This window comes from Nitrosospira sp. Nsp14 (assembly GCF_900113575.1).
Classification (GTDB): domain Bacteria; phylum Pseudomonadota; class Gammaproteobacteria; order Burkholderiales; family Nitrosomonadaceae; genus Nitrosospira.
On the sequence record NZ_FOPV01000017.1, the window covers coordinates 39,439 to 65,026 of the forward strand.

Annotated in this window: 26 protein-coding genes; 18 read left to right on the top strand and 8 right to left on the bottom strand. The window is 56.7% G+C overall.

The annotated features are described in order from the left end of the window. Positions 1-30: 30 nt before the first annotated feature. On the bottom strand, positions 31-3,927 hold the full coding sequence (hrpA, locus tag BM022_RS11585) for an ATP-dependent RNA helicase HrpA (RefSeq protein WP_091139540.1): 3,897 nt from the start codon (positions 3,925-3,927) through the stop codon (positions 31-33). 438 nt (positions 3,928-4,365) lie between these two features. Here hrpA and BM022_RS11590 point away from each other — a divergent pair, with 438 nt between their 5' ends. After that, complete coding sequence (locus BM022_RS11590; RefSeq protein WP_091139457.1) at positions 4,366-5,799, top strand: carboxypeptidase regulatory-like domain-containing protein; 1,434 nt, start codon at positions 4,366-4,368, stop codon at positions 5,797-5,799. Positions 5,800-5,873: 74 nt separating this feature from the next. Further along, the gene (locus BM022_RS11595; protein WP_091139459.1) at positions 5,874-6,143 is read left to right on the top strand and encodes a hypothetical protein; all 270 of its coding nucleotides are present in this window, start codon (positions 5,874-5,876) and stop codon (positions 6,141-6,143) included. 263 nt (positions 6,144-6,406) lie between these two features. Here BM022_RS11595 and BM022_RS16095 read toward each other — a convergent pair whose 3' ends face one another. Beyond that, a complete protein-coding gene (locus BM022_RS16095) occupies positions 6,407-6,490 on the bottom strand; it encodes a hypothetical protein (protein WP_371264331.1) in 84 nt (27 codons plus the stop codon). A gap of 229 nt (positions 6,491-6,719) precedes the next feature. Further along, the gene (locus tag BM022_RS15245) at positions 6,720-6,956 is read right to left on the bottom strand and encodes a TIGR03118 family protein (RefSeq protein ID WP_143079578.1); all 237 of its coding nucleotides are present in this window, start codon (positions 6,954-6,956) and stop codon (positions 6,720-6,722) included. Positions 6,957-7,449: 493 nt separating this feature from the next. Between BM022_RS15245 and BM022_RS11605 the strand changes: the two genes are divergently transcribed. The 5 genes from BM022_RS11605 to msrA all read left to right on the top strand — a co-directional run bounded on the left by BM022_RS11605 (position 7,450) and on the right by msrA (position 12,653). Then, a complete protein-coding gene (locus BM022_RS11605; protein ID WP_091139460.1) occupies positions 7,450-9,891 on the top strand; it encodes a 3-keto-alpha-glucoside-1,2-lyase-like domain-containing protein in 2,442 nt (813 codons plus the stop codon). Positions 9,892-10,018: 127 nt separating this feature from the next. Next, positions 10,019-10,555: a DUF1269 domain-containing protein gene (locus BM022_RS11610; RefSeq protein WP_091139461.1), complete on the top strand. Its 537-nt coding sequence runs from the start codon at positions 10,019-10,021 to the stop codon at positions 10,553-10,555. Positions 10,556-10,867: 312 nt separating this feature from the next. Then, on the top strand, positions 10,868-11,137 hold the full coding sequence (locus tag BM022_RS11615) for a DUF3471 domain-containing protein (RefSeq protein ID WP_177191710.1): 270 nt from the start codon (positions 10,868-10,870) through the stop codon (positions 11,135-11,137). 285 nt (positions 11,138-11,422) lie between these two features. Then, positions 11,423-11,947 carry a peptide-methionine (R)-S-oxide reductase MsrB gene (gene msrB, locus BM022_RS11620; RefSeq protein WP_091139464.1) on the top strand — a complete coding sequence of 175 codons (525 nt, stop codon included), beginning with the start codon at positions 11,423-11,425 and terminating at the stop codon, positions 11,945-11,947. Between the two features lie 10 nt (positions 11,948-11,957). Then, positions 11,958-12,653 carry a peptide-methionine (S)-S-oxide reductase MsrA gene (gene msrA / locus BM022_RS11625; RefSeq protein WP_177191711.1) on the top strand — a complete coding sequence of 232 codons (696 nt, stop codon included), beginning with the start codon at positions 11,958-11,960 and terminating at the stop codon, positions 12,651-12,653. Between the two features lie 43 nt (positions 12,654-12,696). Here the strand turns inward: msrA and BM022_RS11630 are convergent, their stop codons facing one another. Then, positions 12,697-13,425, bottom strand: a complete 729-nt coding sequence (locus BM022_RS11630; protein WP_091139465.1) for a hypothetical protein — start codon at positions 13,423-13,425, stop codon at positions 12,697-12,699. 185 nt (positions 13,426-13,610) lie between these two features. Here BM022_RS11630 and tmk point away from each other — a divergent pair, with 185 nt between their 5' ends. The 6 genes from tmk to BM022_RS11660 all read left to right on the top strand — a co-directional run bounded on the left by tmk (position 13,611) and on the right by BM022_RS11660 (position 18,280). Continuing rightward, positions 13,611-14,270 carry a dTMP kinase gene (gene tmk / locus BM022_RS11635; protein WP_091139467.1) on the top strand — a complete coding sequence of 220 codons (660 nt, stop codon included), beginning with the start codon at positions 13,611-13,613 and terminating at the stop codon, positions 14,268-14,270. Next, on the top strand, positions 14,242-15,357 hold the full coding sequence (holB, locus tag BM022_RS11640; RefSeq protein WP_091139469.1) for a DNA polymerase III subunit delta': 1,116 nt from the start codon (positions 14,242-14,244) through the stop codon (positions 15,355-15,357). Before tmk ends, holB begins: the two co-directional genes overlap by 29 nt. Positions 15,358-15,401: 44 nt before the next feature. Next, positions 15,402-16,166 carry a TatD family hydrolase gene (locus tag BM022_RS11645; RefSeq protein WP_091139470.1) on the top strand — a complete coding sequence of 255 codons (765 nt, stop codon included), beginning with the start codon at positions 15,402-15,404 and terminating at the stop codon, positions 16,164-16,166. Between the two features lie 2 nt (positions 16,167-16,168). Continuing rightward, complete coding sequence (locus BM022_RS11650; protein WP_091139472.1) at positions 16,169-16,822, top strand: ankyrin repeat domain-containing protein; 654 nt, start codon at positions 16,169-16,171, stop codon at positions 16,820-16,822. A 106-nt stretch (positions 16,823-16,928) separates the two neighbouring features. Further along, the gene (locus tag BM022_RS11655; RefSeq protein WP_091139542.1) at positions 16,929-17,309 is read left to right on the top strand and encodes a VOC family protein; all 381 of its coding nucleotides are present in this window, start codon (positions 16,929-16,931) and stop codon (positions 17,307-17,309) included. Positions 17,310-17,539: 230 nt separating this feature from the next. Then, positions 17,540-18,280, top strand: a complete 741-nt coding sequence (locus BM022_RS11660; protein ID WP_091139473.1) for an SDR family oxidoreductase — start codon at positions 17,540-17,542, stop codon at positions 18,278-18,280. 47 nt (positions 18,281-18,327) lie between these two features. Here the strand turns inward: BM022_RS11660 and BM022_RS11665 are convergent, their stop codons facing one another. Then, positions 18,328-18,636 (bottom strand): hypothetical protein, encoded by a 309-nt coding sequence (locus BM022_RS11665; protein WP_091139475.1) that lies wholly within the window; start codon positions 18,634-18,636, stop codon positions 18,328-18,330. A 550-nt stretch (positions 18,637-19,186) separates the two neighbouring features. On the opposite strand from BM022_RS11665, the gene BM022_RS11670 reads away from it, so the two are divergent. Then, complete coding sequence (locus BM022_RS11670) at positions 19,187-19,597, top strand: VOC family protein (protein ID WP_091139476.1); 411 nt, start codon at positions 19,187-19,189, stop codon at positions 19,595-19,597. A gap of 144 nt (positions 19,598-19,741) precedes the next feature. Further along, positions 19,742-20,329, top strand: a complete 588-nt coding sequence (locus BM022_RS11675) for a DUF2269 domain-containing protein (protein ID WP_091139477.1) — start codon at positions 19,742-19,744, stop codon at positions 20,327-20,329. 176 nt (positions 20,330-20,505) lie between these two features. On the opposite strand, the gene BM022_RS11680 is transcribed toward BM022_RS11675, so the two are convergent. Next, entirely contained in the window at positions 20,506-21,699 is a 1,194-nt protein-coding gene (locus BM022_RS11680) for an FAD-dependent oxidoreductase (protein WP_091139479.1), read from the bottom strand. A gap of 159 nt (positions 21,700-21,858) precedes the next feature. Here BM022_RS11680 and BM022_RS11685 point away from each other — a divergent pair, with 159 nt between their 5' ends. Beyond that, positions 21,859-22,038: a hypothetical protein gene (locus BM022_RS11685; RefSeq protein WP_091139480.1), complete on the top strand. Its 180-nt coding sequence runs from the start codon at positions 21,859-21,861 to the stop codon at positions 22,036-22,038. Positions 22,039-22,082: 44 nt separating this feature from the next. Here BM022_RS11685 and BM022_RS11690 read toward each other — a convergent pair whose 3' ends face one another. Beyond that, a complete protein-coding gene (locus BM022_RS11690; protein WP_256209143.1) occupies positions 22,083-23,093 on the bottom strand; it encodes an NAD(P)H-quinone oxidoreductase in 1,011 nt (336 codons plus the stop codon). A gap of 233 nt (positions 23,094-23,326) precedes the next feature. Between BM022_RS11690 and BM022_RS11695 the strand changes: the two genes are divergently transcribed. Both BM022_RS11695 and BM022_RS11700 read left to right on the top strand, forming a co-directional pair. Continuing rightward, positions 23,327-24,010 carry a type 1 glutamine amidotransferase domain-containing protein gene (locus tag BM022_RS11695; RefSeq protein ID WP_091139482.1) on the top strand — a complete coding sequence of 228 codons (684 nt, stop codon included), beginning with the start codon at positions 23,327-23,329 and terminating at the stop codon, positions 24,008-24,010. A gap of 198 nt (positions 24,011-24,208) precedes the next feature. Further along, complete coding sequence (locus tag BM022_RS11700) at positions 24,209-24,442, top strand: hypothetical protein (protein ID WP_091139483.1); 234 nt, start codon at positions 24,209-24,211, stop codon at positions 24,440-24,442. Positions 24,443-24,968: 526 nt separating this feature from the next. Here BM022_RS11700 and BM022_RS11705 read toward each other — a convergent pair. Next, the gene (locus tag BM022_RS11705; RefSeq protein ID WP_091139485.1) at positions 24,969-25,472 is read right to left on the bottom strand and encodes a DUF1579 domain-containing protein; all 504 of its coding nucleotides are present in this window, start codon (positions 25,470-25,472) and stop codon (positions 24,969-24,971) included. Between the last annotated feature and the right edge of the window lie 116 nt (positions 25,473-25,588).

A 25,588-nucleotide genomic window follows, 5' to 3' on the forward strand; every position in this document is an offset into this window, starting at 1 on the left:
GGCAATGCGGCGCGAGTCGTGGAGCGAGCGTCATGCGCCGACTTCTTCCCACAGCTTCTGCAAGCGCTTGACAGAGACGGGGCAGGGGGTTTTCAACTCCTGGGCAAACAGGGAAACACGCAGTTCCTCGATCTGCCAGCGGAACTCGCAAAGATGAGGATCGCTGATCCCCGCCGCGCGATGCTTTTCCCGGCGCTGCTCATACTGGTTCCATAAGCCTGCAATCGCGGCGCCGTGGCGCGCGTCGCGTTCCGGGCTGCCCGGATACTTCTCCAACCGCAGGGTCATCGCTTTCAGATAGCGCGGCAGATGTTGCAGCCGGTCCCACGGTGTAGCGCTTAAAAATCCGGGATAGACCAGCGCTTCCAATTGTGTGCGGAGCTGCGCGCTCAGTCGGGCATTGGGCTCCGCCTTCGGTTTGCCGCCCGCGGCGCCACCCCCCGCCAGCTTCCCCAGCAAAGACTGGCATTCGTTGCCGATGGTCTGCACCAGCCGTGCGATCGCTTCGGTCACGGCTGGCAGTCGCGCCCTGGCGCGGTGACGCTGGACGACAAATTCCTTCTCTGTCCGCGGCGGCGCATCCTCCCCGATAAACGCGCGGTCGGCGATGGCATTGATGACGTCTTCGACAAGCTTGTCCGGGGGAATAAGGGGGTGCAGTTGCAAAACAGCCTGACCAAGATAGCGGTTTTGACCCGACAGGTTTTTTTCAAGTTGCTTCATCTGCTCCCTAAGTTCGAGGCGCAGTAGCTGCCTGACCCCGCCCCGCATGCGGGCTTGCGCCCCTTCGCGGGTATCGAACAGCTGGATTCCGATTTTTCCCTCCAGTTCGACTAGCGCCGGAAAACCGGCAAGTTTCTTTTCCCCCCGGGTAAAAGCGATTTCTTCCGGCAAATCGCCAAAATCCCAGCGCTTTATATCGTCACGCTCGATCGGCGCGCGCTCGCCTGAATCCGAGCGAGCAAACGTCAACTGTGCCGCCTGCCCAAGCTGCGCCTTTAGCTGTGCAAGATTGCGGCTCATTGCCAGCTCCTGGCCCGCATCATCGACTATGCGGTAATTCATCAGCAGGTGCGGGGGCGGCTCTTCGTTGCGCCAGGTTTCCCCTGCAACGGGAACGCCCCTTCGGTCACGAACAAACGCGGCCAGTGCTTCCGCAAGGGGAATCGGCTGTAACCTGGATTCGCTCAACTCCACGTCAAGGTATTCAAGAAACTGAGTGACGAAATCGGGTATTGGCACAACCTGCCGGCGTATCTGCTTCGGGAGCGCCTTGAGATACCAGGTCACTTTCTCGCGGATCAATCCCGGCACGAGATAATCGAATTGCGTGGCTTCGAGCTTGTTGAGCAGCGGCAACGGCGCCGTAAGCGTGACGCCATCCAGCACGTGGCCGGGCTCGAAGCGATAGGCCAGCGGCAAGCTGACCCCACCCGCCCGCACGCTGTCGGGAAAACGCGCTTCCGTGACGTTCTCTGCGCCATGGCGCATCAGGTAGTCGCGGGTAAGGTAGAGCAGGTGGGGGCTTTCCCGCTCGGCCTGACGGCGCCATTTTTCGAAGGCTGCGCCGTTGCATATCCCCTCGGGGACGCGGGCGTCGTAAAACTCGAAAATCCGCTCTTCGCCCACCAGCACATCGGGGCGGCGAGTCTTATGTTCCAAGGCCGCAACGTCAGCAATGAGCTCGCGGTTATGCCGAAAGAATGGCGACTGGGTTGTGTATTCTCCCGCTACCAGCGCGGCGCGTATGAAAATTTCGCGTGCTTCGCGGGGGTTGATGTTGCCGTAATAGACCCGGCGTTTAGGCGTCACGGTCAGGCCATACAGCGTTACCCGCTCAAAAGCCGAAACTTGGGCGGAACCCTTCTCCCAGTGCGGATCGAAGTAGTGCTTCTTGCATAGCTTCCCGGCAATCTTCTCGACCCAGAGCGGATCGATTTTTGCGACGGTGCGCGCATAGAGCTTGGTGGTTTCGGTCAATTCCGCCGCCACGACCCATTTAGGCTTTGATTTCTTGAGCACTGAACCTGGAAAAATGGAAAACTTGATCCCGCGCGCGCCAATATACTCGCCATCCTCCTCGGTCTTGAAGCCAATATTGCCCAGCAGTCCCGCCAGAAGCGCGTGGTGGATCTCGTCATAATTTGCCGGGATCTCATTTGGGCGTAACCCGAATTCCGCCACCAGCGTATGCAGCTGACCATGGACTTCGCGCCATTCGCGCATTCGCCGGTGCGACAGGAAATTTTCGTGACACTGCGCGATCAGCTTGCGATTGGACTTTTTATGCTTCAACAATTCGTCGAAGAATTCCCAAAGCTTGAGATAGCCCAGAAAATCCGAGCGCTCATCCTGAAAACGCTGGTGAGCCCGGTCTGCCGCCTCCCGCTGTTCGAACGGGCGCTCTCGCGGGTCTTGAACGCTCAGGGCGGAAGCGATGATAAGCACTTCGCTCAGGCAGTTCTCTTCCTTCGCCGCCAATATCATCCGTGCAATCTTCGGGTCGATGGGAAACTTCGCCATCCGCCAGCCGATGCCGGTCAGCGCGTTGGCCTCATCGACCGCGCCCAGCTCGGACAGCAACTGATAGCCATCCGCTACCATCCGCGGCAGGGGCGGGTCAAGAAACGGGAAGTTCTCCACTGCGCCGATCTTGAGCGATTTCATCCGCAGGATCACCGCGGCGAGCGATGAGCGCAAAATTTCCGGATCGGTAAACTCCGGGCGCGCCTGGTAATCCTCTTCCGGGTAAAGACGGATACAAATGCCGCTCATCACGCGCCCGCAACGGCCGGCACGCTGGTTGGCGGACGCGCGGGAGATTTTTTCCACCTGCAACTGTTCCACCTTGTTGCGATAGCTGTAGCGGTTGAGGCGTGCGAGCCCGGTGTCGATCACATAGCGGATGCCGGGAACCGTCAGCGACGTTTCCGCCACATTGGTGGCAAGCACGATGCGTCTCAGGCTGCTTCCGCCCGGCCTGAATACCCGTTCCTGCTCGGCATGGGAAAGGCGAGCGAACAGCGGCAGAATCTCCGCCCCTCCGTGGTGGCCCGTCCCTGTCCCGGGTCCGCTGAAGGCATGCTTGCGCAGCGCCTCTGCCGTCTCGCGAATTTCACGCTCGCCAGGAAGAAAGATGAGCACATCGCCCGGTCCGCCTCGAATGGCTTCATCGACCGCATCCAGGATGGCCTGTTCGATATCGCCTTCGTCCTCATCCTCGTCCTCTGCGCCCCCCTTGTTACGGCGTGCTGCGTCGCCACGGCTGGCGGCGTTAGATGAAACCGCGGAAACCAGCGGGCGGTAACGTACCTCCACCGGATACATGCGGCCGGATACTTCGACCACCGGGGCATTATTGAAATGCTCGGAAAATCGCTGCGCGTTGATCGTCGCAGAGGTCACGATAAGCTTCAGTTCCGGCCGGTTCGGCAGCAGTTGCTTCAGATACCCCAGCAGAAAATCAATATTGAGACTGCGCTCGTGCGCCTCATCGATGATGATGGTGTCGTATGCGCGCAGCGATGGATCGCCCTGGGTTTCCGCCAGCAGGATGCCATCTGTCATCAGCTTGACATAAGTCCCCACGCTTACGTTGTCAGAAAAACGGATCTTGTAGCCCACTGCATCGCCGAGGGGGCTGTCAAGCTCCGAAGCAATCCGCGCCGCCACCGTGCGGGCTGCAATGCGCCGCGGCTGCGTATGGCCGACCATGCCCGTCACGCCGCGCCCGAGCTCAAGGCAGATTTTTGGCAACTGCGTAGTCTTGCCTGAGCCGGTCTCCCCGCACACGATCACCACCTGGTGTTCCCGGATCGCGCGTGCGATATCCGCGCGCCGGCCGACCACAGGGAGATCTTGCGGATAGACCGGCTTGGGCAAATTTGCGATGCGCCAGGCGAAATTTACGGTATAGGAATCTTTCATCATCGGGCTGTAACAAAAAGGGTGCATATTCCAGTCAAGGAGAATGGTCGGCAGGAATGCCGCCATAACGCTGCCGAAGCTGAAGACCCATCAGGGCCGGGCAAACCGGTCGTCATACGAATAACATGTTCACGCTTGACATCCCATTCTCATCAGCTATCTTTAAGGAAGGCGCAGGTTTGCGAGGCGGGTGAAACAACCTGTTTTCCGTATCCCATCGATTCCGCCTCTAACGACGATAAATCCCTCCATTCTCCAAATGCAGACCCTGCGCACAGCTCGTGTTCTTCGATTCGCAGCGAGGAAAAACGTAAATAACCGCAATTTGCACGGAAAAATGCTTGCTCAAGTCCTTATACTGGTATTGTATCGGCTGGATTATCATCCCTCGAAGAAAGAACTCATGACTTGTCCGCACAGCAACAGGGGAAGCGCAACATGAGAGCCACCGTTCAATTTATCAATCCGCATGGAAAATTCGCTCTTATAGCCAAACTTCTCCAAATCGTCAAAGGCATTACCAATCTCCGACAGCACATTCTAGCGCACGGCATAGTGCTCGAAAGACTTAGCCCGGGCGAGGTGGCGACGCTACAGCAAATGTTGGCGCAAGAAGATCGTTTCACCTACCTGACCTCCGACAGCACGATACGTGTTCGCGTTACCGATGGCGACCTGCGCGCCTTGCTAGGGCTTGGGCTTGTGATACCCATCCCGCGCCGGCGGAATTATTTCGCGGATATATTCTGGGAACGGGGCTTCACGATCGAAAAACTTGAGCCGGGGCAGGCCAACGACCTGCGGAAACAGATCGAAGCGATCGCAACTGTCACGCTTGCCCCGGATATTGCCCAGACACATTTTTGCACTGTCAGCGGACAGGTTTACCAAACGAACGGCGTTCCCCTCGACACCCGTGGCTTTACCGTTCGCGCTTTCGATTCGCTCCCCGGTGCCAGGCTTGTCCCCTGCGGAACAACAGCCGCTCTCCAGGCAAATGGTACCTATCTGGTCGATTATGCGTGGCATACCGACGGAAGAAAAGGCCCTGATCTGATCATCCGCGTGTTCGACCCGCAGGGCAATGTCGTTGCAGAAACGGGAAAGCGATCGGCTGCAGTTCAGGAATACCTCGACATTACTGCCACAGGAGTGGGCATCGTTCGAGGCACAATCCATACCCCGGATGGCTCGCCGGTTGCCGATGTAATTGTGCGTGCTTTTGACCGCAATCTGCGGGAAGAGACACTGCTTGGCTCCACCGTCACCGATGTGGCGGGCCGCTACGAGATTACCTATAGCGGTAATGCGCCGTCTCGCGGTTCGAAAAAGACCCGGGCCGATCTGATTATTCGCGCCTTTGCAATTGCATCCGACGACGGAAGTGCGGTGGAGATAGGGGATGAGATAGCCGCTTCACCGATCACGTTCAATGCGCCCCAACTTCAAATAATCGATCTTGAAATTTCATCGGTCAATGATCCCTCCGAATACGAACGCCATCTTGCCGAGCTGCAACCACTTATCGAAGGCGAGTCCGTCAAGTCGTTAAGCGATGAAGACCTGCGCTTTCTCAGCGGCAAAACCGGCATTCCATTTGATCAGCTTAACTACCTGCGCCTGGATGCGCAATGGACAGGGCAATACGCGTTGGACCCTGCGGTGGCATATGGTCTCTTCCGTCAGGAGCTTCCAGCAAATTTGCGCGGTTTGCTGGCGGAGAAACCTTCGCGGCTGAGGGAAGCGCTCAAGGCGTCGCTGGCACGTAACATTATTCCGGAATCTCTCGGCGACCAGGCCGATCAGGTTATCCAGCAGCTGCTCTCACTGGCCGATTCCCCGGCTCTCAAGCCATACGCTCGGGCGGGATAAGGCAACAACTCCATGCCCGTGCCTGAAACCGCTGCCCCACAGCGAAGGCGCGAAGGGCGCGAGCGGGCGCGCACGTGACGAATTCTTGTCGGGGGCCTATTTCGCTTCCTGGCATTTTTCCCAACGAAGGCTATATTGAATATTGCCTTGTTCGGGAAAAGCTTCTCCAAGCCATGATCATGAACCGCCGCACTAAAAGGATTCTCTCGATTTCGCTGCTCGTTCTCGGCGGCATGCTGATGTTTTTCGCACCCGAAAATATCTGGATCGGGGCAATACTTTTTACCCTCGGGGTCGGCGTCGAAATAGCCGGCCTCGTGCTCGGACACCGCAATAGTAAATAGCAATAGCGACTACAGGCGCATCGCGTGAGCGCATGAAAGCAGCCCCCTCATTTTCTGGTGTTGCCACCTAGCGAGCGGGGAGGGATTCCGACGATAAAAAACCCGAAGACGCGTGAGCGACTTCGGGTTTAAGGTTTCCACTTACAAAGGAGGGATCGCTCATTCCAACCTCGACATAATAAAACTGTCATCAATAAAGTCAAGTTTTTTAGAACAGACCCGGCTTGGCAAGATCAAGCCGGGAGACCAGCGATGCCATCATCTCAGGCTTTTCCAGTTCGGTCGTCCAATCCCAAAGCCCGGCGCCCGGTAAGCAGCCCCAGTAACCCGAGCCCAGCGAGCATCATCGCGTAGCTCGATGCCTCTGGAATAGGGGCCAGCACTCCAAACAAGCCATCACTTTCCTCCGATGACTTTCCTCGGTAAGCCCAGCGGTGAAATACAAAAATTGCTATTACCGGCCGCTACCCCGTTTCCTGGGGAAATTGCCCATAACCCATCGATCGTAAGCGGGTTATTGCTGGCATCGAGTAATTGTCCATGAGACATGTGAGTATCCGGGTCATAGCTGGTTATTCACCCATCGCCGAAATTGCCCACCAGCAAGTCACCCGCCTTGGGACCGAAGGAGGGTGGCGCGATGGCCAGGCCCCAGGGTGCATTCAATTCGCCATTGGAAGCAACCCGTTCGGTAAAAATCCGGTTGAACGCGAATTTATCGACGAAACCCTTTCCTGCGCCTGCAATTTCATCATTGGTAGCATTATCGCGCTGAGCATAAGCGACATAGAGCGCCCCGTTGAAGTTCTGGATATTGAAAGGTTAGAAAACTCGTGGTGCAAAACGAGCATGCAATGGTGGGGGGTTGTTTTCGGGTATGCTGGAATGGTGGAATTACCTCAATAACATAGCCCATGTGGTGCAAGCTTGCGTTTACCATAAAGAATTTGTGAAATTCTCGGTCCAAACAGTTCAGGCTATTTTCTTCCGAATCACCCCCCACTCCCCACCTTGGCCGAATAGGAATAAGCGGATGAGGTGCGACTAACGCTATATCCATTGATTGCCAGCCTTGAAAAATCACCAAACCGTTCTATAACAAAACTACCCACGAGAAAAACCCGGCATGGAAGAGACGAATAACGCCGGCAACGCACCGGATCCGCTTCCGGCATTCCATCGGCGTCCCCGCGAAAGGTAACTGGATCGGCAGGTTGATCGTCATTTTTTGGGCGTGAACCTGTTTTTCGCCGGGGAAAATAAGCATTGCCACCGAAGCGTTTATTTATGTTGATAGGGAGTCTTTATGGTAACGAACGCCACCGCTCAAGCAACCGACTTCACGCGCGACGTGCTGGGACGCTACCTTTGCAACGGGCTGGACGAGGCAATACGCAGCGCCGATTCTGGCGCGCGTCCGGATGCTCGTCCCTTCGACATCATCGTGATCGGGGGCGGCAGTTTCGGCGGGGTGCTTGCGCAACATCTATTCCATAATGACAAAACCCATAGCCACCGGATTCTGGTACTGGAAGGTGGCCCCTTTCTGCTTCCCGAGCATGTGCAGAACCTGCCCATGCTCGGCCTCAATCCACCCGCGCCTTCCACGACCGATCCGGGTCCTCGGGCCGAGGTATGGGGTTTGCCCTGGCAAACAGATGTTCAAAAGGGCTTTCCCGGACTGGCGTACTGCATTGGGGGACGCTCGCTCTATTTCGGCGGTTGGTCCCCGCAATTGCTTGAGGCGGAAATGGCAAGATGGCCTGCGGCTGTAACGCAGGCGCTGAAACAGCCGAACGGCTATTTCTTTCAGGCAAGCCAGCAGATCGGAACCAGCCGGACCAACGATTACATCCAGGGCGCGCTGCATGAAGCGCTTCGCGGCATGCTGTTCAACGGGATCAACAATGGTCTTGTTCCTGATGCCGTACCGCTTGCCGAACTACCCATGCATCTGGAAGACGCGCCCCTGACATCGCCCGCATTCGACATGTACAAGCTCGAAGCGCCCCTGGCGGTACAGGGCGGCGCGCCGCGCTCGGGTTATTATCCATTCAATAAATTCAGCAGCGTGCCGCTGATGACCGAAGCCACCCGGGCGGCGCAGGCTGAGGCCGGGGGCGACGACGTCAAGAAGCGCCTGATGATCGTTCCCAATTGTCATGTCACCCGCCTTCTCAGCGTGCCCGAAGGAAACGGCTGGCGGGTGGCTGCGGTGGATACCAATCTGGGCATGATAGGCTTGCCGACCCAGGGAAAAGTCATCATCGCGCTCGGCACCATCGAAAGCGCCCGGCTGGCGATGGTGTCTTTCGCCAACGCGCCCAATGCCAGCCTCATGGGGACGAACTTGATGGCGCACCTGCGTTCGAATCTGACCCTGCGCATTCCGCGCAGCGCATTGCCGGAAGGCCTGCCGAATGAGCTGCAAGCCTCGGCGCTATTTCTCAAGGGGCGTTACCGGCACGGCCCCGGTGCACAGTTCGGCTTTCATCATATTCAGATCACGGCAGCCGGCCTGGACCGGCCCACTGCGGATACCGAACCCGAACTGTTCAGGAAGGTACCGAGCCTGGATTATTTCACGCCATTCCTCACGGCCAACGACGATCAGGTCGTGATCACGCTGCGCAGTATCGGGGAAATGGAAGCGCGCAATCCCAATAGCCGCATTCGCCTCACCACGCCTGACGAATATTCGATTCCGCGCGCATTTGTTTCCATCAACCCGTCCACCCGCGACATGGCCCTGTGGGACGCGATGGACCGGATGGCGGATGACACGGCTCTTGTATTTGCCAACGGGCATCCGTATGAAGTCATGGTCAATGGGGTCTATCAAAAGGTGCAGGCAAACCAGGCGCCACGTTCGGCTGCACCTTTCGCCAGCCGCAGGGATGGGCTGGGCACGACACACCATGAGTGCGGAACTCTTGCGATGGGGAGCGATCCTCTCGACTCCGTCACCGACTTGAACGGCCGGCTCCACTTCTCGCCCAATACATACGTCTCCGGCCCCGCGCTATTCCCGTCCATAGGATCGCCCAATCCCATGCTAACGGGCGTGGCGCTGGCGCGGCGCATGGGCGATGCCCTGGTGCCTCCGCCTGCGCCGTTCCAGGCGGAAGCCGGGTTTACCGCGATCTTCAACGGATTCGACATGAGCAAGTGGAGCATGTCCAAGATCAGCAACCAGCCCCCGGACCGAAGCAACCCCGGGCGGTTCCTGATCGTGGATGGCACGCTGGAATACGCCACCGGCGACGACCTCGGGCTGCTGTGGTACACCGAGCCGATGCCGGCAAATTACATCCTCAGGCTGCAATGGCTGCGCTGGGATCAATGGGGCAACTCGGGCGTGTTCGTGCGTTTCCCCAATCCCAATACGAAGGGCTACAATAACACTGCCTATGTCGCCATCGATTTCGGCTTCGAAGTGCAGATCGATGAAGCAGGCGCTCCGGTTGGCGCAGACAAGCACCTGACAGGGGCGGTTTATAACGAAGACAACCAGATCTTTACCCGTCAGTCAGCCGAACCCCCCGGGCAGTGGAACGATCTGGAGATCGAAGTGCTGGGTCAGACCTACAGCGTCTTTCTGAATGGCCAGCGAACCACCCGGTTTACAAATACTCATCCCGGGCGTGGGCTGCCGGGGACACCAGGCGCGCCTGCTCACGTCGGCCTCCAGGGTCACCGCGGCTCACGTGTTGCCTTTCGCCATATTCGCATCAAGCCGCTGCCATAGCTGCCGTGCGCATCCACTGTTGAAATGGAAGAGCTGGCCATCGGACGGACGGGCTTTCCCGTTCACATTCACCGGCAGGCGGCGGGCCGGGGACAGAAATACCTGGTTACTTGCAAAGGAGGCGCGCATGTCTGATTTGGTAGCCGTTGGATTCAACGACACAATGAAAGCCGATGAAGTTTTATGGCGGCTCAGGACGCTGCAGAGCGAAGATCTGGTGGATCTCGAGGATGCGGTCGTTGTCATTCGCGATCAATCCGGAAAGATTCAGCTCAAGCAAAGCGTGGACCTCGTCGGTGCCCAGGCCTCGGCTGGGCTGATTGCCGGGACCTTCCTCGGAGGTCTCATCGGGATGCTGTTCTTGAACCCGACTGCCGGGTTCCTGCTTGGTGGCATGTTTGGGGCCAGCGCCGGCGCGTTGTCCGGCTCGCTTGCGGATTACGGAATCGACGATGATTTCATAGCATCGCTGGCGGAAACCATACCCAATAACTCATCCGCGCTATTTGTGCTTGCGCGCAAGGCCAGGCAGGACAAGGTACTGGCTGCGCTCTCGGACGTCGGAGGCAAAGTCCTGAAAACCTCGCTGTCGCCCGATCAGGAGAAGAGGTTGCGGGAGACGTTGGAAGGATCAGCAAAACCAGCCGGAACGACCGCTACATGACCTTCCCGGTCGTTTTCGAACCGTTATTGAGCCTCGCAGGAAGACCGGCTGCTGAACCACGTTGCCAATTCTGCTTCGAGGGGCACTTCACGCGGCCGAATGCGCTCGGTGCATCCACTACCTCACCGCGGCATGCAGGAACATCAGCCTTCCGTAGTAGAACAAAAGCAATCGAGCCATTGAGTCTGGAAGAAAAAATCTGCCACGGTGATGCGCATATTGATAGGCGGCTGCTCCCGTATTAAAGCGGCTTCAACTGCTTCAAATCCGCCGCTCACTCCATCAGCTTGTCTCCCGCCAAAGCAGCGCACTGTGATTGCAATCGATTCAAGGCTATACGAAGGCTATATCGGACGTTATCGGCTGAAACCGGATTCCATCTTGACAGTAATGCGGGAAGGCAGTCATTTTTTCGCGCAATCCGGTGCTGAAAGATACGAGATTTTTCCGGAAGGAGAGCGCGAATTCTTTTGTAAGGCGGTGGACGCTCAAATCACCTTCGAAGTCGATGGCAAAGGCCGCGCTGCAAGTCTTGTCCTGCATCTAAATGGGCAGCGCATGCGAGCGTCGCGAATCAATTAGGGGAATACAGCTCGCAGTGCCCAAGACGCATGTAGCAAAACAGCAGAGGTAACGAAGAACGCCCAGAGGACGCGTGGGAAGCATGTTCCCGATTGCATCGGCGAGAGATCGGTGACGGGCAAGAATCCTATTTCGGTCCGCTCGACTTGACAGGGACGCTTCCGACAGTGCCGCTTCATGGCTTCAGGAAAACCATTGAACATGGGGCAAACCCGTGTCCGCGAAACCAAAGGACGGTGAAAGCGGTCAAACTACTGTTCCAGAAACGAACGCGAGGAGGTTCCCATGAACCGGCGCACCCTACTGCAGAGCTTGCCCGCGCTTGCCGCGCTGCCGCTTTTTTCTGCATGCTCGCGAAACAAGGCGGCGGAGACTATTTCAATGAAGCCGACCGTTCGCCCGCTGAACAAGCCGCCTGAAGAATGGCGCGCGCTCGTCTCCCCCGCGGCCTACAAGGTGTTGTTCAAGGAAGAGACGGAACCGCCGGGCAGTAGCCCCCTCAACCGCGAAGACCGCCCTGGCACTTACGTTTGCGCCGCATGTTATTTGCCCCTGTTCGATAGCGCCAACAAATATGAAAGCGGCACAGGATGGCCGAGCTTTACCCAACCCGTCGAAGGCCATATGGCGACCAAGCACGACTATAAGATGATTCTTCCGCGCACCGAGTATCATTGTGCCCGGTGTGGAGGCCATCAGGGCCACGTATTCAATGACGGTCCGCTTCCGCGAGGGGAACGATGGTGCAACAATGGCGTCGCGCTCCGGTTCGTGCTTCGCAGCGAGCCTCTGCCCCCGCTCAGGAGTTGATCAAGCCAATATGTTCAGGTTATTCGTCCGCGAGAAAACCGCTCTCGTCCCTGAAGCCCGGCAAATTCGCTATCTCTTGGCCGGCCTGCTGCTCGGCGTCGTCCTCAGCGGGTGCGAACAGCCGGGCGCCGGCAGCGAGACGTCAACCCGAGACATGAGCTCAGCCGGGTCCGGTGCCTCGACAGGTGTCGCCACCTTTGCCGGGGGGTGTTTCTGGTGCACGGAGGCGGATTTTGACAAGGTCCCGGGTGTAATTTCCACCACCTCGGGCTACATAGGCGGCACTGTTCCCAACCCTACCTATAAACAGGTCTCCTCCGGGAAAACGGGACATATCGAAGCAGTCCAGGTACGTTTCGATCCGGCTAAAACCAGTTTCGCCAAACTGCTGTCGGCGTTCTGGCCGACCATTGACCCACTGACGGCCAACCGGCAGTTTTGCGATAGCGGCGCCCAATATCGCAGCGCGATCTTCTATCACGACGAGGAGCAGAAGCGGCAGGCTGAGGCATCCAAGGCCGCGCTGCAAGCTTCGACCCGCTTTTCGCAGCCGATCGTCACCGACATTCTCCCCGCAACCGAGTTTTACCCGGCGGAGGATTACCACCAGGATTATTACAAGAAAAATCCCGTCCGCTATTCATACTATCGCAGCAACTGCGGTCGCGACGCACGCCTCGCCGAGGTGTGGGGCAGCAAAAAATAGTGCAGGAATGCGGCTCCTCCTCATTTGTGCTGCTTTAACCCGTTTAGGGAATAGGGTGCAAGGTCGGGCCGGCATTTGAATCGGCGGCTGGTTTCGCGCTTGACTGGGGATTTGTCGCCCTCGTCTCCTCCCGTGCCTGGGATTCGACCCCCTTTGCTTCCTGTGCCCTGGATTCCTTGGGCTTCGTTTGCTTGCCTTTGGATGCGTTGGACTTGCCTTCCTTCGCTTCCTTGGCTGCCTTGGTGGTATCCACTTTGGCCTGCAGCTCGTCAAGTGTGTCGTATTTGGCCTTCAGGCTGCTGCTCAACGCGGCATAGCTGCGGTACTCATTTTGCATCTGCGATTGCAGCTGGTTATGCTGGCTGCTGAAAGACGCGCGCATATTTTCCAGTTGGCGCAGCTTCTCTTCCAGTAGGCGACGGTTGTGCGAATTGCTTTTTGCCTCGAAGGTCTTTGCCGCGAGCGATACCTCCTGAATTTTCTGATTCAGCTGCTTGAACAGTTGCGCCATGCTGTTGGCAGCGGCGCCATACCGCCGCAGGTGCAATTCCATCGTCTCATAGTCTGACAGCCGCTCGCCAATGGGGCGCGATGTCTGCTCAGACACGGCAGCGGGAGGCAACGCCGTCTCCGTTCCCGCGGGTACTCCCGGCGCCACCTGTTCCAACTGTTCCACCCGTTCCACGCTTTCCGCCCACGCCGGCACGCCCGTAACAAATAAAGCAATTAAAGCGATATGGCGCGCCAATGAACTTCCAACAACCCGAATCATGGAGGGACTCCTGAATGTGAATATTTCGCGGAAAATCAGTCGAATCGTTACCAATGGTATACCGGCGGGCAACTGCTGAACAGTCCCAACCGGCTCATGCATGATGTGTCCAGGCTATTGCCAGGCGCAAGTATAGGCTAAACTGCGCAGATACAAATTACTGGGCGGACTTCCGCTAAGGTGGAATGACAGTTTCGAAACCCGGCACCGGGAAATTCATTACGCTCGAAGGAATAGATGGCGCGGGCAAAAGTACCCATCTCCAGTGGCTCGAAAAACAATTGCGCGCCCAGGGTAAAACCGTGTTGGCAACGCGCGAGCCTGGCGGGACCCGCTTGGGCGAAGCATTACGCCAGCTTGTGCTTGACACTAGCCAGGCGATGCATGCCGAGACCGAGGCCCTACTGATGTTCGCGGCACGACGGGAACATCTGGATAAAGTTATTCTGCCCGCGCTCGAGCGCGGTGATTGGGTGATTTCCGACCGTTTCACCGACGCCAGCTTTGCATACCAGGGCGGTGGAAGAGGGCTGACGACAGCGAAACTTTCGGAGCTCGAGCACTGGGTACAGGACGGATTTCAACCCGACCTGACTCTTTATTTCGACGTCGCGGTGGCGTTGGGCAGGCAGCGAACCAGCGCCATCAAGTCAGCCGACCGGTTCGAAAAGGAAGCCGATTCGTTTTTTGCGCGTGTGCGAGAAGCTTATCTGGAAAGGGCGCGGCAATTTCCAAGGCGCATACGCCTAATTGATGCCAACCTTTCTATCACAGAAGTTCATAAACGACTTGATGATATATTCTTAAGTTTCTGTAATGACACAGATTTATCCGTGGCAAGCTGAGCTCTGGCGCAAACTGGCGGCAGGCGGCGGCCCATTTGGCCACGCGCTGCTGTTGCGAGGCCGTAAGGGTTTGGGAAAACTGGCGTTTGCCCGGTATGTCGCAAAATCAAGGTTGTGCGAACGCCCTTCGGCTGCCGGAGATGCATGCGAAATCTGCCCAAGCTGTCACTGGTTTGAGCAGGGGAGCCACCCGGATTTCCGCTTGGTCGAACCCGAGCTCATATCAAGGAAACCTCCAACCGCTGAGTCGGGTGACGGTAGCGGGGCCGCCCCGGACGATGCGGGCACTGGAAGTGAACCGGGAATGGATGAAGCTGGAACTGATTCCAGCGGCGCGAAATCCAAACGGAAACCGAGCAGTCACATCAAGGTAGAGCAAATACGCGATCTTGCCGATTTTATCAATATATCCAGCCACCGGAATGGATACAAGATCATCCTGATCCATCCGGCTGAGAGCATGCAACCAGCCGCGGCAAACGCGCTGCTGAAGAACCTGGAAGAACCGCCGCTACATGTCTTGTTCATTCTCGTGACGCATCACTCGCGACATTTGCTGCCGACGATACGCAGCCGTTGCCATCAAGTCGTCATGCCTGCGCCTGTGCCTACCGCGGCCATCCAGTGGCTCCAACAGCAGGGGGTCGAGCAGGCCGAAACCTGCCTTGCCTCCGCGGGTTTTGCGCCATTGGCCGCCCTGGAGTTTAATGAGGGCAAATATCTCCAGGAACATCAGGCATTTATCAGGCAAATCAGTTCGCCTCGGAATTTGGATATCATCGCAGTCGCGGAGGAGATGCAGAAGGCCGACCTCCCCACGGTGGTCAATTGGTTGCAAAAATGGTGCTATGATCTAATGAGTTTCCGAACCGCAGGGAAAATTCGCTACCATTTGAATATGCTTGCAACGGTAAAGTCATTGGCTTCGGACATTGACCCACGTTTGCTCGCCACTTATTTGCGCAGCTTGACCGAGACGCATCAGTTGGCAAGTCATACGCTCAACCCACGCTTATTCCTGGAAGAGATGCTTTTTTCCTACGTCAAGGCGCTCTCCCCATCGCCCCGCGAAATGCATGCCGGCTGAGGGAAGGATTCATTGTTTTTTAATTTTTCGCGTATTGTTCAGTCATGTTTATCGACTCTCATTGTCATCTTGATTTTCCGGACCTCTCAAGCAATCTTGACGAGGTTTTGGAGAAGATGCGCGAGAACCAGGTCAGTCACGCACTCTGCGTAAGCGTCAATCTTGACGACTTTCCCCGTGTGCGCGCTCTGGCGGAAAGCCATCCTAATTTGTACGCATCGGTTGGGGTTCACCCGGATTACGAAAACCTTGCCGAGCCGCAGGCAGCCCAACTGGCCTCCCTGGCCGATCATCCCAAGGTCATCGCTATCGGCGAAACAGGGCTGGATTATTTTCGCCTCAAGGGTGACCTGGAGTGGCAGCGGGATCGTTTCCGCCAGCATATTCGCGCTGCCCGGCAATGCGGCAAGCCGCTTATCGTCCACACGCGCGCAGCTGCCGACGATACGCTACGCATCATGGCGGAGGAGGGCGCGGAAAACGCGGGCGGGGTCATGCATTGCTTTACTGAAAGCTGGGAAGTCGCAGAACAGGCAATGGAAATGAATTTTTATATTTCATTTTCCGGTATTGTCACGTTCAAGAACGCTGTCGCATTAAAGGACGTGGCGAAACGTATCAAGCTGGAGAAAATGCTGATAGAAACCGATTCGCCCTATCTTGCTCCGGTGCCGCACCGCGGCAAAATCAACCAGCCCGCCTTTGTCCGGCACGTGGCGGAAGAAATAGCGGCACTGCGCGGCATCAGCGTGGATGAAATAGCCGCAGCTACCAGCGACAACTTCTTTAAATTGTTCAAGGCGGCGTAAACATGAAGTCACCGAGAAAACCGCTTTTTATGGCCGGTCTGGCGCTCGTCGTCAGCTTGAGCCAGCCGCCGGCTGCCGTGGGCGGAGTATACGAAGATCTGCGCGCCGCGGCCGAAAACAATCATACGAGCGACGTCGCAAAGCTGCTCGCTAAGGGCGCTGACCCCAACACGCCTGACGAGGGGGGAAATACGCTCCTGATGGTCGCGGTCAGGAATAACAATGCCGAACTCGTTAATATATTGGTGAATGCCGGCGCGAAGCTCAATCTGCGCAACCGTCATGGCGAAACGGCCATTATGCTCGCCAGCTACAAAGGTCTCGGAAAAATTGTGGAGACCCTCTATCTCAACGGAGCGGAGATCAATCACAAGGGCTGGAATCCGTTGCTATATGCAGCCAGCGGCGGCCATGCCAGAATTATCGAGCTGTTGCTGGAAGGCGGCGTCCCGGTTAATGCAACCGCTGATAACGGAACTACCTCCCTCATGATGGCCGCGCGCGGCAACCATGTGGAAGCCACCAGGGTTCTCCTGAAGAATGGCGCCGACCCCAACATGAGGAATGAGTGGGGAAAAAGCGCATTGGACTGGGCCATGAGTAAAAAAAACGAGGAACTCGCTGCCTTATTGAAAAGTAGCGGAGCCCGCGAATAATTCTCCAACAGGGGGCGTGTGGGGAAGTGGCAGCCGGGTCGGAAGGAGAAACTTTCAAAGCCTGCCTGGAGTTTTTCAGGTAGGCGATCCACACATGGGAGTGCGCATGAGCATTATCGGACTTAATCACTTTAACCTGCGTGCTCCCCACCCGCTGCTGGAACAGCTCAAAGAGTTTTATTGCAGTGTCCTCGGCCTTGCGCAAGGAGAGCGTCCCCCGCTGGGGAGCGCCGGGTACTGGCTTTATGCGGGCGCTGTCTGCATCCTGCACTTGAGCGAAGCGGCGCACGACGAAGACCGTTCTGCCCGCGTGGCAACCACTTTCGATCATATCGCCTTTACATGTACAGATCGTCCGGAGATGGAAGCCAGATTGATGCGAAACAACGTCGCGTTCCGGGTGGGTACAGTGCCTGTACTGAGCATTACCCAGCTATTCCTCCAAGACCCGGCGGGAAACGGAGTTGAGTTGAGTTTTAAGGAATAACAATAGACATGTGACACAGTGCTACAGAAGAAAAAAAATGACAAAGATTCCCGTTCTTTACTACAGGGTGTATGGGCACCTTGAAACAATAGCCGGCGCAGGGGCGGAAGGAGTGCGCTGCTTTAAGGGTGAGGGGTGAGGGTGAGGGTGCGGCAAAGAAGCTGATTACCATCTCCGCTTCCATTTGATGCCATGTGATGCGGCTGTGTTAACCGTCAAGGTCTGCAAAGATGAAACCGCTCAAGAATAAGGTCGCCATCGTCACCGGTTCGTCCCGTGGTATCGGCGCTGAAATAGCGCGAACCCTGGCAGGAGCGGGTGCGAAGGTCATCGTAAACTACACCGTCAACCGAAAAGCTGCCGAAGCGTTATGCGCCGCGATAACCGAGGCAGGCGGCGAATCGCTGGCGGTAAGAGCCGACGTCAGTCATTCGGTCGAGGCGCGCATACTGTTTGATGCCGCGATCGGGCGTTTCAACCGCGTCGATATTCTCGTCAATAACGCTGGGGTGCTTCTATCGCGCAAGATAGCCGACATCACCGATGATGAGTTTGACAGGGTGTTGAGCGTGAACACCAAGGGTGTTTTTTATTCCTTGCGCGAAGCTGCTACGCGGCTGGCGGATGGCGGGCGCGTGGTCAGCATGTCGAGTACCGTCACGCGGCTGATGCTCGCGAATTATGGCGCCTATGCCGCAAGCAAGGGCGCCGTCGAGCAGCTCACGCGTGTCTTCGCAAGGGAAGTGGGAAAACGGGGCATCACCGCCAATATCGTTTCGCCGGGCCCGGTTAATACGGAAATGTTCCTTAACGGAAAGAGCGAGGAAACGATCAAACGCATGGCAAGCATGTCGTTTCAAGGGCGCGTAGGGGAGCCGGAAGATATCGCCCGCGTGGTGCTGTTTCTGGTTAGCGACGAGGCTGGCTGGGTAACAGGACAGAACATCAGCGCGAGCGGCGGCGCAGCGTAAACGGAGGCGCGAACGATAACGCCGGCGCATTCGATGCGGAGGCGAAATTACCGATGCAGCAGCGTGACCCGTGCCGCTGTCTCAACCAGAACCCGGCTTGCGTCGGGTCTTTCGCGTCTTTCGGGTTTTTCCACTCCCCGGATTCCTTCGGATTTCACCTTGTCCATCGCCATGCAGAAGTCTCTCATCTGCATGCAATCAAGCGTCCATTCTCCCGCTTCCGATTCGTTTATCGCGTTTTCCAAGGTCGCGGCAGCGGCCGCCCAATAGCCATGAGCCATCTCCACCATCGCGATCTTGCATCGCGTAACCTGCTGGGGCGGTGCCACCATCAAAATTTCATGCATCGTTTTCATGGCCCCCTCCTGACTTAAAAACTATGCTACTCCACGCCATAATAACTATGACCGTGGTTCACTCATTCAGTGCCGCAGAGGGGCCGGAATTTTGACGGAAGATTGCGTCCTGCTCATCTTCGGTTTCTGCTTAAGAAAAAAATATAAATATTATTTTACCTATAGTTGTAATACATTCCAATAATTAACCTTAATAAATAATTTATATCTTCGCCCCCTACCAATTAAAGCCCCTGAAAAATTTTTGGGCATAAACGGCACGATACACGGCGATTCCATGCCTGAACGATTTTTCATGGATAAGCCTGTGCTGGCCCCGGATTAGTCAACGCTGTTGCAGATAAGATACGCATGGGTTTGAGATCGCCAGATAAGCGATGGTCTTACCCCAGCTTGAATCTTCGCGTATGGTACGGGATAGGAGGGGATTGAGTGAGATATGAACATCGGGAACTGTATGTCCCAGCCGATGACGACGCGGCGAACCCGATCATAACCCGTCCTAATTCACCTACGGATCTCGACCGTTATTCATTCCAGGAGAACGACCATGCAAATGAATCCTTACCTGATCTTCAACGGCGACTGCGAGGCGGCATTCAAATTCTACGAGCAGAGCCTTGGCGGAAAAATCGAAATGATGCTCACCCATGGTAATTCGCCGATGGCGGAACAAACCACGCCCGAGTGGCGCGATAAAATCATGCATGCGGCCCTGATGGTAGGCAATAACATGCTGATGGGCTCCGATGGTCCGGCCGGCCACAACGAGGAAGCCAGGGGTTTTTACATTTCGCTGGGAATTGACGATCCCGGCGAAGCCGAGCGCGTATTCCAGGTATTGTCGCAAAATGGGACAGTACAAATGCCGATGGAGGAGACATTCTGGGCCATTCGGTTCGGCATGCTGGTTGATCAGTTTGGCACGCCATGGATGGTTAACTGCGAAAGAGCAAAATAACGCAGGGACAGCGTCTGTCTGCCTGGCAAAATAAGTTGGAAGTTCCCTGTCTTGAGCCGAGCTTGGGCTAAACGGATTTCTTCGCGCTTCATCATGGCCTTCAGTACGGACGGGTAGGAGACAGACGCTTTAGTTTGAAAAAACATGACATATACGCTCCTGAAGTTTGCTCACGTGTCAGGCGCTATTCTGATTGGTGGCGGTCTAATCGCTGTCTGGTTTTGTGACCTGCGCTCGCGTCAGCTTCGTGAGTTGACGCGGTTCTCCGAAGCGGTGCGGAACATTGCCGTGTTTTACGATGGCGTCGTTGTGCCCGGGGCGATTCTTCTTTTGATCTCAGGGTCGTGGTTGATTGTCGAGTTTTTTGCCGGATGGGACTTCATCAAGGTGCCATGGCTCGTTGGAATGATGGCGCTCTTCGCTTTCGAATTCATTGAGGGCAATACGATAACAAGGCTCTACTTCATGCGCTTGCGCCGCCTTACTGATGAGGCGATGAAAAGCGGCACTTTCACCCCGCAGCTTGAGCGGGCCCGAGCAGAGAACCTGGCGACATTCACGCACTTTCTGGACCTGCCCCTGCTGTTTTTAATCGTAGCGCTCGGCGTCATCAAGCCCGAAACCTGGACGCTATTCATTGCTGGATTGGTGGCAGCAGTTCTAATTGCGAGCATTCTCACGATTTACATCAAGAGCCTGTACCCATGGAGCAATGAGGATCGCCAAAGATGAGGGGCGAGTTTGAGCACGCGAGCCGTGCGCTGCATTGTTCAGACTCAATTGTTGAACCCGGAGGCCGAGGTGGCAGGAGTAATGACAACTACATTTAGCAGAAGAACTCGGGCGCACGCGGCTCTATGTGCCGCTCTGAGGCGGCGGGCCTTGGGGCCTGGGGGCACCGTAATCCGTTAGGTCAACTCCAAATACCGGGTATCCGCCAGTGGCGCGCGTACCGGCAGCGCATCTGTCAGCCGGGCCATGACGCGCTCCGCTGTCAGCCGGTACGTCGTCAGCTTCCCGCCGTAAACAGTAAGCAACCGGCTCCTGCCGGACCGCTCAGACCGGTCGACCTGCAGAACCGTTTCGCGCGAACGGGCATGAAGGGATCCTTCCCAACCCTCCGTTGCGTTTCCCCTCGGAAGCACCCGGAGGCCGGCGATCACGTTGAGAAGGGGCGCTCCCGTTCGGTATCGTGGGAAATAGCGGCAAAGGGTTTCTGTCAGGTAGGCGACCTCGTGCGGAAGCGGCGCGACATCCGCGGGATTGCCGCGGAATATGAATTCAGTTGTGCCCACCAGCGTGTTTCCTTTCCAGGGCATCACGAATACCACGCGCCTGTCCGCTGCTTCCACATAATAAATCCCTTGCGTGAGCTTGCCTGGCAGGAGAATATGTGTTCCCTGCACCAGTTCGATCCCAAGCTGTGGCGGAGCGGGCGCAATTCGGCTCAATACCTCTTTTACCCATGGCCCGGCCGCGTTAACCAATACCGCGCCGCGACACGTTTCGCATTTTCCGTCATGGCTGTATTCGATAATGTTGGACGGATCACCGAGGAGCGCGCCCGTAAAGATGGCAGACGTCTTCAGTTGAGCGCCCAATGACTGGGCCGAACGCATCACCGCGTTCGTCAGCGCCGTATCGTCGGTTTGCGCATCGTAATACTGAAACACGGCTTCAAGGCCGGTTGTATCCAGACCATCGAGGCTTTTCCAATCGCGTTGCGGAACACGGCGGAAGCGCATTGCGGGGCTTCCGTCACCCAGCATCCGGTACAGACTCAACCCCGCATAGAGCAACCACGGACGCCGCGCCGTATCGCGATATACCGGAATGTAAAATGGCTTAAGCTCGACCAGGCCCGCCGCTAGCTTGAGAAGCAGCGCGCGTTCCTGCAGACACTCGCGCACCAGGGAAAATTGCCGGCTTTCAAGATAGCGCAGCCCGCCGTGTATCAGCTTGCTGGAACGGCTGGAGGTCCCGCTCGCCACCCCAGCCTGCTCCAGCACGAGGACGGATAGCCCTCGTGCCACGGCCGCCTGCGCGATTCCCGCACCATGAATACCGGCGCCGATCACTACGAGATCAAAACTTTGCGTCATTCGCCGCGATCCTGGAACTGATTTCTACCTGTCCCTACACCCGATGTTCGCCGCGACCCAGGATACGAAAAGAGATCCATGAAAATGGATCTTCTTCACACTTTTGACATCTGAAGCGGCTATAACATAAACCTGATCTTGAAAAGAGGACCTTTCACTATGAACTTCCTTCAGGAAACGTCCAGCGCTTTGCGCGCTATTCTCGACAACGCACAACTTGCGCAGCTCGTCGCCTTGCCGATCGATCTGTTCCCTGAGCCGGAACCAAAAGCAATGCTGATTGCCGGTCTGGCGCTGATGTGCGTCGTCATCCTTCGCGGAACTTCCCCGCGCCCTTGATCTGATCCACGTATTGCCCCTGCCCCAGGGACAACATCCGCAGGTTAAGAAGGCCTGTCCGCCTGCGCGGTGGAGATGGTCAGCACGATTTTTCCAACGTGTACGCCCGACTCCATCAGCGCATGCGCGTCCGCCGCATGCTCCAGCCGAAAGGTGCGGAAAATCTTTGGCCTGATCTTTCCCTGTTCCAGCAGCGGCCATACCTGCCGCTCCAGTTCCCGAGCGAGTTGCGCTTTTTCCGCCACGCTGCGAGAGCGCAGGGTGGAACCGGTATGCGTAAGCCGCTTGCTCAGCATGGTCATCAGGTTCAGCTCCCGGGCCGGCCCATTCTGCACGCCGATCTGAACAATGCGCCCATTCAGTGCCGCCGCCTGGTAGTTTCTGGCAACGTAATCTCCAGCGATAATATCCACCACGACATCCGCTCCTTTGCCATCAGTGAATTTTTTCACTTCCTCGACAAAATCCTGGGTATGGTAATTGATCGCCAGGCTGGCACCCAGGGAAAGGCACGCCAGCCCCTTTTCCTCTGACCCCACGGTGACTGCCACAGTGGCGCCGAAAGCTTTCGACAACATCGTGGCGGTGGTGCCAATGCCCGAGGCGCCGCCGTGGATGAGTACCGTTTCACCGGCCTTGAGCTTGGCGCGCTGAAACAGATTGGCCCAGACTGTAAAAAAAGTCTCCGGCACGGCTGCCGCTTCAACCAGACTCAGGCCCAGCGGCATTGGAAGGGCATTGCTTTCATGCACCACGCAATACTCCGCATAACCGCCGCCGGGAACGAGCGCGCACACGGGGTCGCCCACCTGGAAGCGCCCCGCCCCGGCGCCGAGTTCAACCACTTCCCCTGCTATCTCGAGCCCCGGGATGGCAGAGGCCCCCGTCGGGGGTGAATACAACCCGCGCCGCTGCAATACATCCGGTCGATTGATGCCGGCCGCCCCGACTTTGACTAAAACTTCCCCGAGCGCAGGCCGGGGTATTGGATGGGATGCAGGAACCAGCACCTCCGGACCTCCGGGCCGTTGAATATCTATCGCCTGCATTGTCATTGAGGGATGCTGGATTTGAAAGCCATACGGATTCCTGCTATAGGTTAACTAGTAGTGGCAAACGGAGTAGCAGTACCGAGCCGCCGAGGTCCGGCACGGCGCACATTGCCGCTTCGTTCCGCCAATACAGGGGACGCCGTTCGCCCCGCCGACGAACCGCGAAAGGCACGGCTGGCAGGCTGGCCATTTTGCAGCTAGCCATTCACGATCGCTCGCAACTATTGAGGCACGCTATGAAAATTCTCATTGTCCTGACGTCCCACGATAAACTTGGCAACACGGGAAAGAAAACCGGCTTCTGGCTTGAAGAGTTTACGACCCCTTATTATGTACTGAAGGATGCAGGCGCGGAAATCGCGCTGGCCTCGCCCAAGGGCGGCGAGCCGCCTGTCGATCCGATCAGCGACCTGCCGGAAAACCTCACCCTTTCGACACAACGCTTCCACGAAGACCGGGCTGCACAGTCTGAACTTGCCAATACCAGACAACTGGCTGATGTTTCAGAAAGCGACTTCGACACAATCTTTTATCCCGGGGGACATGGTCCTATGTGGGATATGCCCGACAACACGGCCTCCATTGCGCTTATCGAAGCCTTCGCCAAACGGGGCAAGCCAATTGTGGCAGTGTGTCATGCGCCCATCGCCTTGGTCAACGTGCGCGGAAAAGACTGCGATTATCTGATACGGGGAAAGCGGGTCACCGGCTTTTCCAATGACGAAGAAGATGCAGTAGGATGTGGCGAAATCGTCCCTTATTTGCTGGAAGACCGGTTGAAGGAAAGAGGAGCCATTTACAGCAGGACCGACAATTGGGCGCCCTATGTTCAGGTAGATGGCAGGTTGATCACCGGCCAGAATCCGGCCTCGGCAGGGCCGGCAGCGGAGGCGCTGCTTAAGCTGCTAAATGCCTCGTGAAGTGCGCCGTCAAGGGGCGGTATTTGAATCTTATACTTAAATTGCATGTATCTGCCATGCGAAGGGTAGGGGGGCGAAAAGGAAGAGGAAGAGGAGCGCTACCGATTTCCGGCGCTGGCGAACACGCCCAGAAGTATTCATATAATTGCGAGGCTCAGCGCCTATAACAGCGAAAAAGATGGAGGAGGGTGAATAAGAGTGGATAAGGGCGAATGGTATTTTAATTTGGGCTATGTAGAGCTATCGTATGCGGCAATGGTGGTCGGCATCTTCGTGGCCCTGCACTTTTTTGCCCGGCTCAACCGTATTTCCGATCTTTCTTCCAATGCAATCGAAGAAAAAAACCTGTTGCTGGGCCTTGTCGGGTTGGCCGTTGTACTCTTTATTGTCAATCGGGTGCTGGGGGACCTCTGGATACCGGAAGCGCCCTGAATAATCGTCACGGGAACAATACGCGCGGGTCAACAGCGATTGTTCTACAACAAACCTAATCCGAGCGCGCATCAGCCGTAGAATTTGCCGCCGAGTTGATAAGGAACCGCAGAACAAATCTCCGCTGGCGCGACGGCGGCTTTGCGGGATGGGATGCGCGAAAGGCGACGACGCGAATGGTGCGACCGCGAAGGGCAGAGCAGTGTCTTCCGAAGGAAGATGCGACCCCGTAGCGGGATGCAAACGCCCTAATAGGTTCTTTGCGCGGTCTTGACATCCCCGCCGCTGCCCGATCCCTCGCTTCGCAGGGTCCCTCGGGCCCCGCTCTGGGGCGTTCCCCCTTCGCTAGGAGCCTGACAAGACAGACCGCCGCAAAGTCCTGTCCCAGAGGGGTTGCGGTAAAATCGGGACGATCATAAGGCGCGCGACGCTGGTCGTAGCTGGGACTACGATGCCAAGGAGCGCAACGCCATGAGCGCCCGATTTTGACAGCAACGCGCTCAGCGAGGATTTGTTCAGCGGTTCCTTAGGTGGCCGATTTCGTTCGATGATAATGAGCAGTCATGAACTGCTGCCAGGTTCCGTCATCGCCCAGCATATGTGACGTAAGCAGCCGATGGTCGTCGCTTTTAAACTCGATTACGTCCTTGAACTTGCCAAGTTTGCCTTCCGCCGCGAAGTTGGGTCCCTCCGAGTTTAGCGTCAGGACTCTCTGGGACGGGTCCAGGAATCCATCGTATACCCAAAGGTGAGACATCATCGATCCGATCCAGGTACCAACAAAGCGTTTTTTCTGCGGGTCATAACCGAGCGTCAATACGGTTATCGCTGTGCCCGCTGTGTCGCCAGCGTCGCACATCTGGCCGCGTCCCTCGCACTGCACCCAGAAGCCGCCTATCGACCGACCGCTTTCCGACCCGGTGAATTTTTCCGCTGGCTGATTGGGCCCCATCATTGCCTCTACTTCATAAGTCCATTCTCCGACAAGTTTCTTCAGCCATTCGTGTTCTTTCTCGGGTTCGAACTGCATGAGCATCTCCTGGTTTGCAAGTAGGCTGAAATTGTAACGTCAGCGACTGAAACGGACAACTTTCCAGGGTTAAGCCTGGCTGTGCTCAACAGATGAAATAGTCGTCAAACCGGGGG

Excerpts from the sequence above, each read along its gene's own strand:
- BM022_RS11695 (WP_091139482.1), top strand. The coding sequence starts at position 23,327 with ATGAAAATTCTCATTGTCCTGACGTCCCACGATAAACTTGGCAACACG.
- msrA (WP_177191711.1), top strand. The coding sequence starts at position 11,958 with ATGTTCAGGTTATTCGTCCGCGAGAAAACCGCTCTCGTCCCTGAAGCC.
- BM022_RS11670 (WP_091139476.1), top strand. The coding sequence starts at position 19,187 with ATGCAAATGAATCCTTACCTGATCTTCAACGGCGACTGCGAGGCGGCA.
- BM022_RS11705 (WP_091139485.1), bottom strand. The coding sequence starts at position 25,472 with ATGCAGTTCGAACCCGAGAAAGAACACGAATGGCTGAAGAAACTTGTC.
- BM022_RS11650 (WP_091139472.1), top strand. The coding sequence starts at position 16,169 with ATGAAGTCACCGAGAAAACCGCTTTTTATGGCCGGTCTGGCGCTCGTC.
- holB (WP_091139469.1), top strand. The coding sequence starts at position 14,242 with ATGACACAGATTTATCCGTGGCAAGCTGAGCTCTGGCGCAAACTGGCG.
- BM022_RS11610 (WP_091139461.1), top strand. The coding sequence starts at position 10,019 with ATGTCTGATTTGGTAGCCGTTGGATTCAACGACACAATGAAAGCCGAT.
- msrB (WP_091139464.1), top strand. The coding sequence starts at position 11,423 with ATGAACCGGCGCACCCTACTGCAGAGCTTGCCCGCGCTTGCCGCGCTG.
- BM022_RS11605 (WP_091139460.1), top strand. The coding sequence starts at position 7,450 with ATGGTAACGAACGCCACCGCTCAAGCAACCGACTTCACGCGCGACGTG.
- BM022_RS11655 (WP_091139542.1), top strand. The coding sequence starts at position 16,929 with ATGAGCATTATCGGACTTAATCACTTTAACCTGCGTGCTCCCCACCCG.
- BM022_RS11590 (WP_091139457.1), top strand. The coding sequence starts at position 4,366 with ATGAGAGCCACCGTTCAATTTATCAATCCGCATGGAAAATTCGCTCTT.
- BM022_RS11660 (WP_091139473.1), top strand. The coding sequence starts at position 17,540 with ATGAAACCGCTCAAGAATAAGGTCGCCATCGTCACCGGTTCGTCCCGT.
- hrpA (WP_091139540.1), bottom strand. The coding sequence starts at position 3,927 with ATGAAAGATTCCTATACCGTAAATTTCGCCTGGCGCATCGCAAATTTG.
- BM022_RS16095 (WP_371264331.1), bottom strand. The coding sequence starts at position 6,490 with ATGATGCTCGCTGGGCTCGGGTTACTGGGGCTGCTTACCGGGCGCCGG.
- BM022_RS11690 (WP_256209143.1), bottom strand. The coding sequence starts at position 23,093 with ATGACAATGCAGGCGATAGATATTCAACGGCCCGGAGGTCCGGAGGTG.
- BM022_RS11645 (WP_091139470.1), top strand. The coding sequence starts at position 15,402 with ATGTTTATCGACTCTCATTGTCATCTTGATTTTCCGGACCTCTCAAGC.
- BM022_RS11665 (WP_091139475.1), bottom strand. The coding sequence starts at position 18,636 with ATGAAAACGATGCATGAAATTTTGATGGTGGCACCGCCCCAGCAGGTT.
- BM022_RS11675 (WP_091139477.1), top strand. The coding sequence starts at position 19,742 with ATGACATATACGCTCCTGAAGTTTGCTCACGTGTCAGGCGCTATTCTG.
- BM022_RS11680 (WP_091139479.1), bottom strand. The coding sequence starts at position 21,699 with ATGACGCAAAGTTTTGATCTCGTAGTGATCGGCGCCGGTATTCATGGT.
- tmk (WP_091139467.1), top strand. The coding sequence starts at position 13,611 with ATGACAGTTTCGAAACCCGGCACCGGGAAATTCATTACGCTCGAAGGA.
- BM022_RS11685 (WP_091139480.1), top strand. The coding sequence starts at position 21,859 with ATGAACTTCCTTCAGGAAACGTCCAGCGCTTTGCGCGCTATTCTCGAC.
- BM022_RS11630 (WP_091139465.1), bottom strand. The coding sequence starts at position 13,425 with ATGATTCGGGTTGTTGGAAGTTCATTGGCGCGCCATATCGCTTTAATT.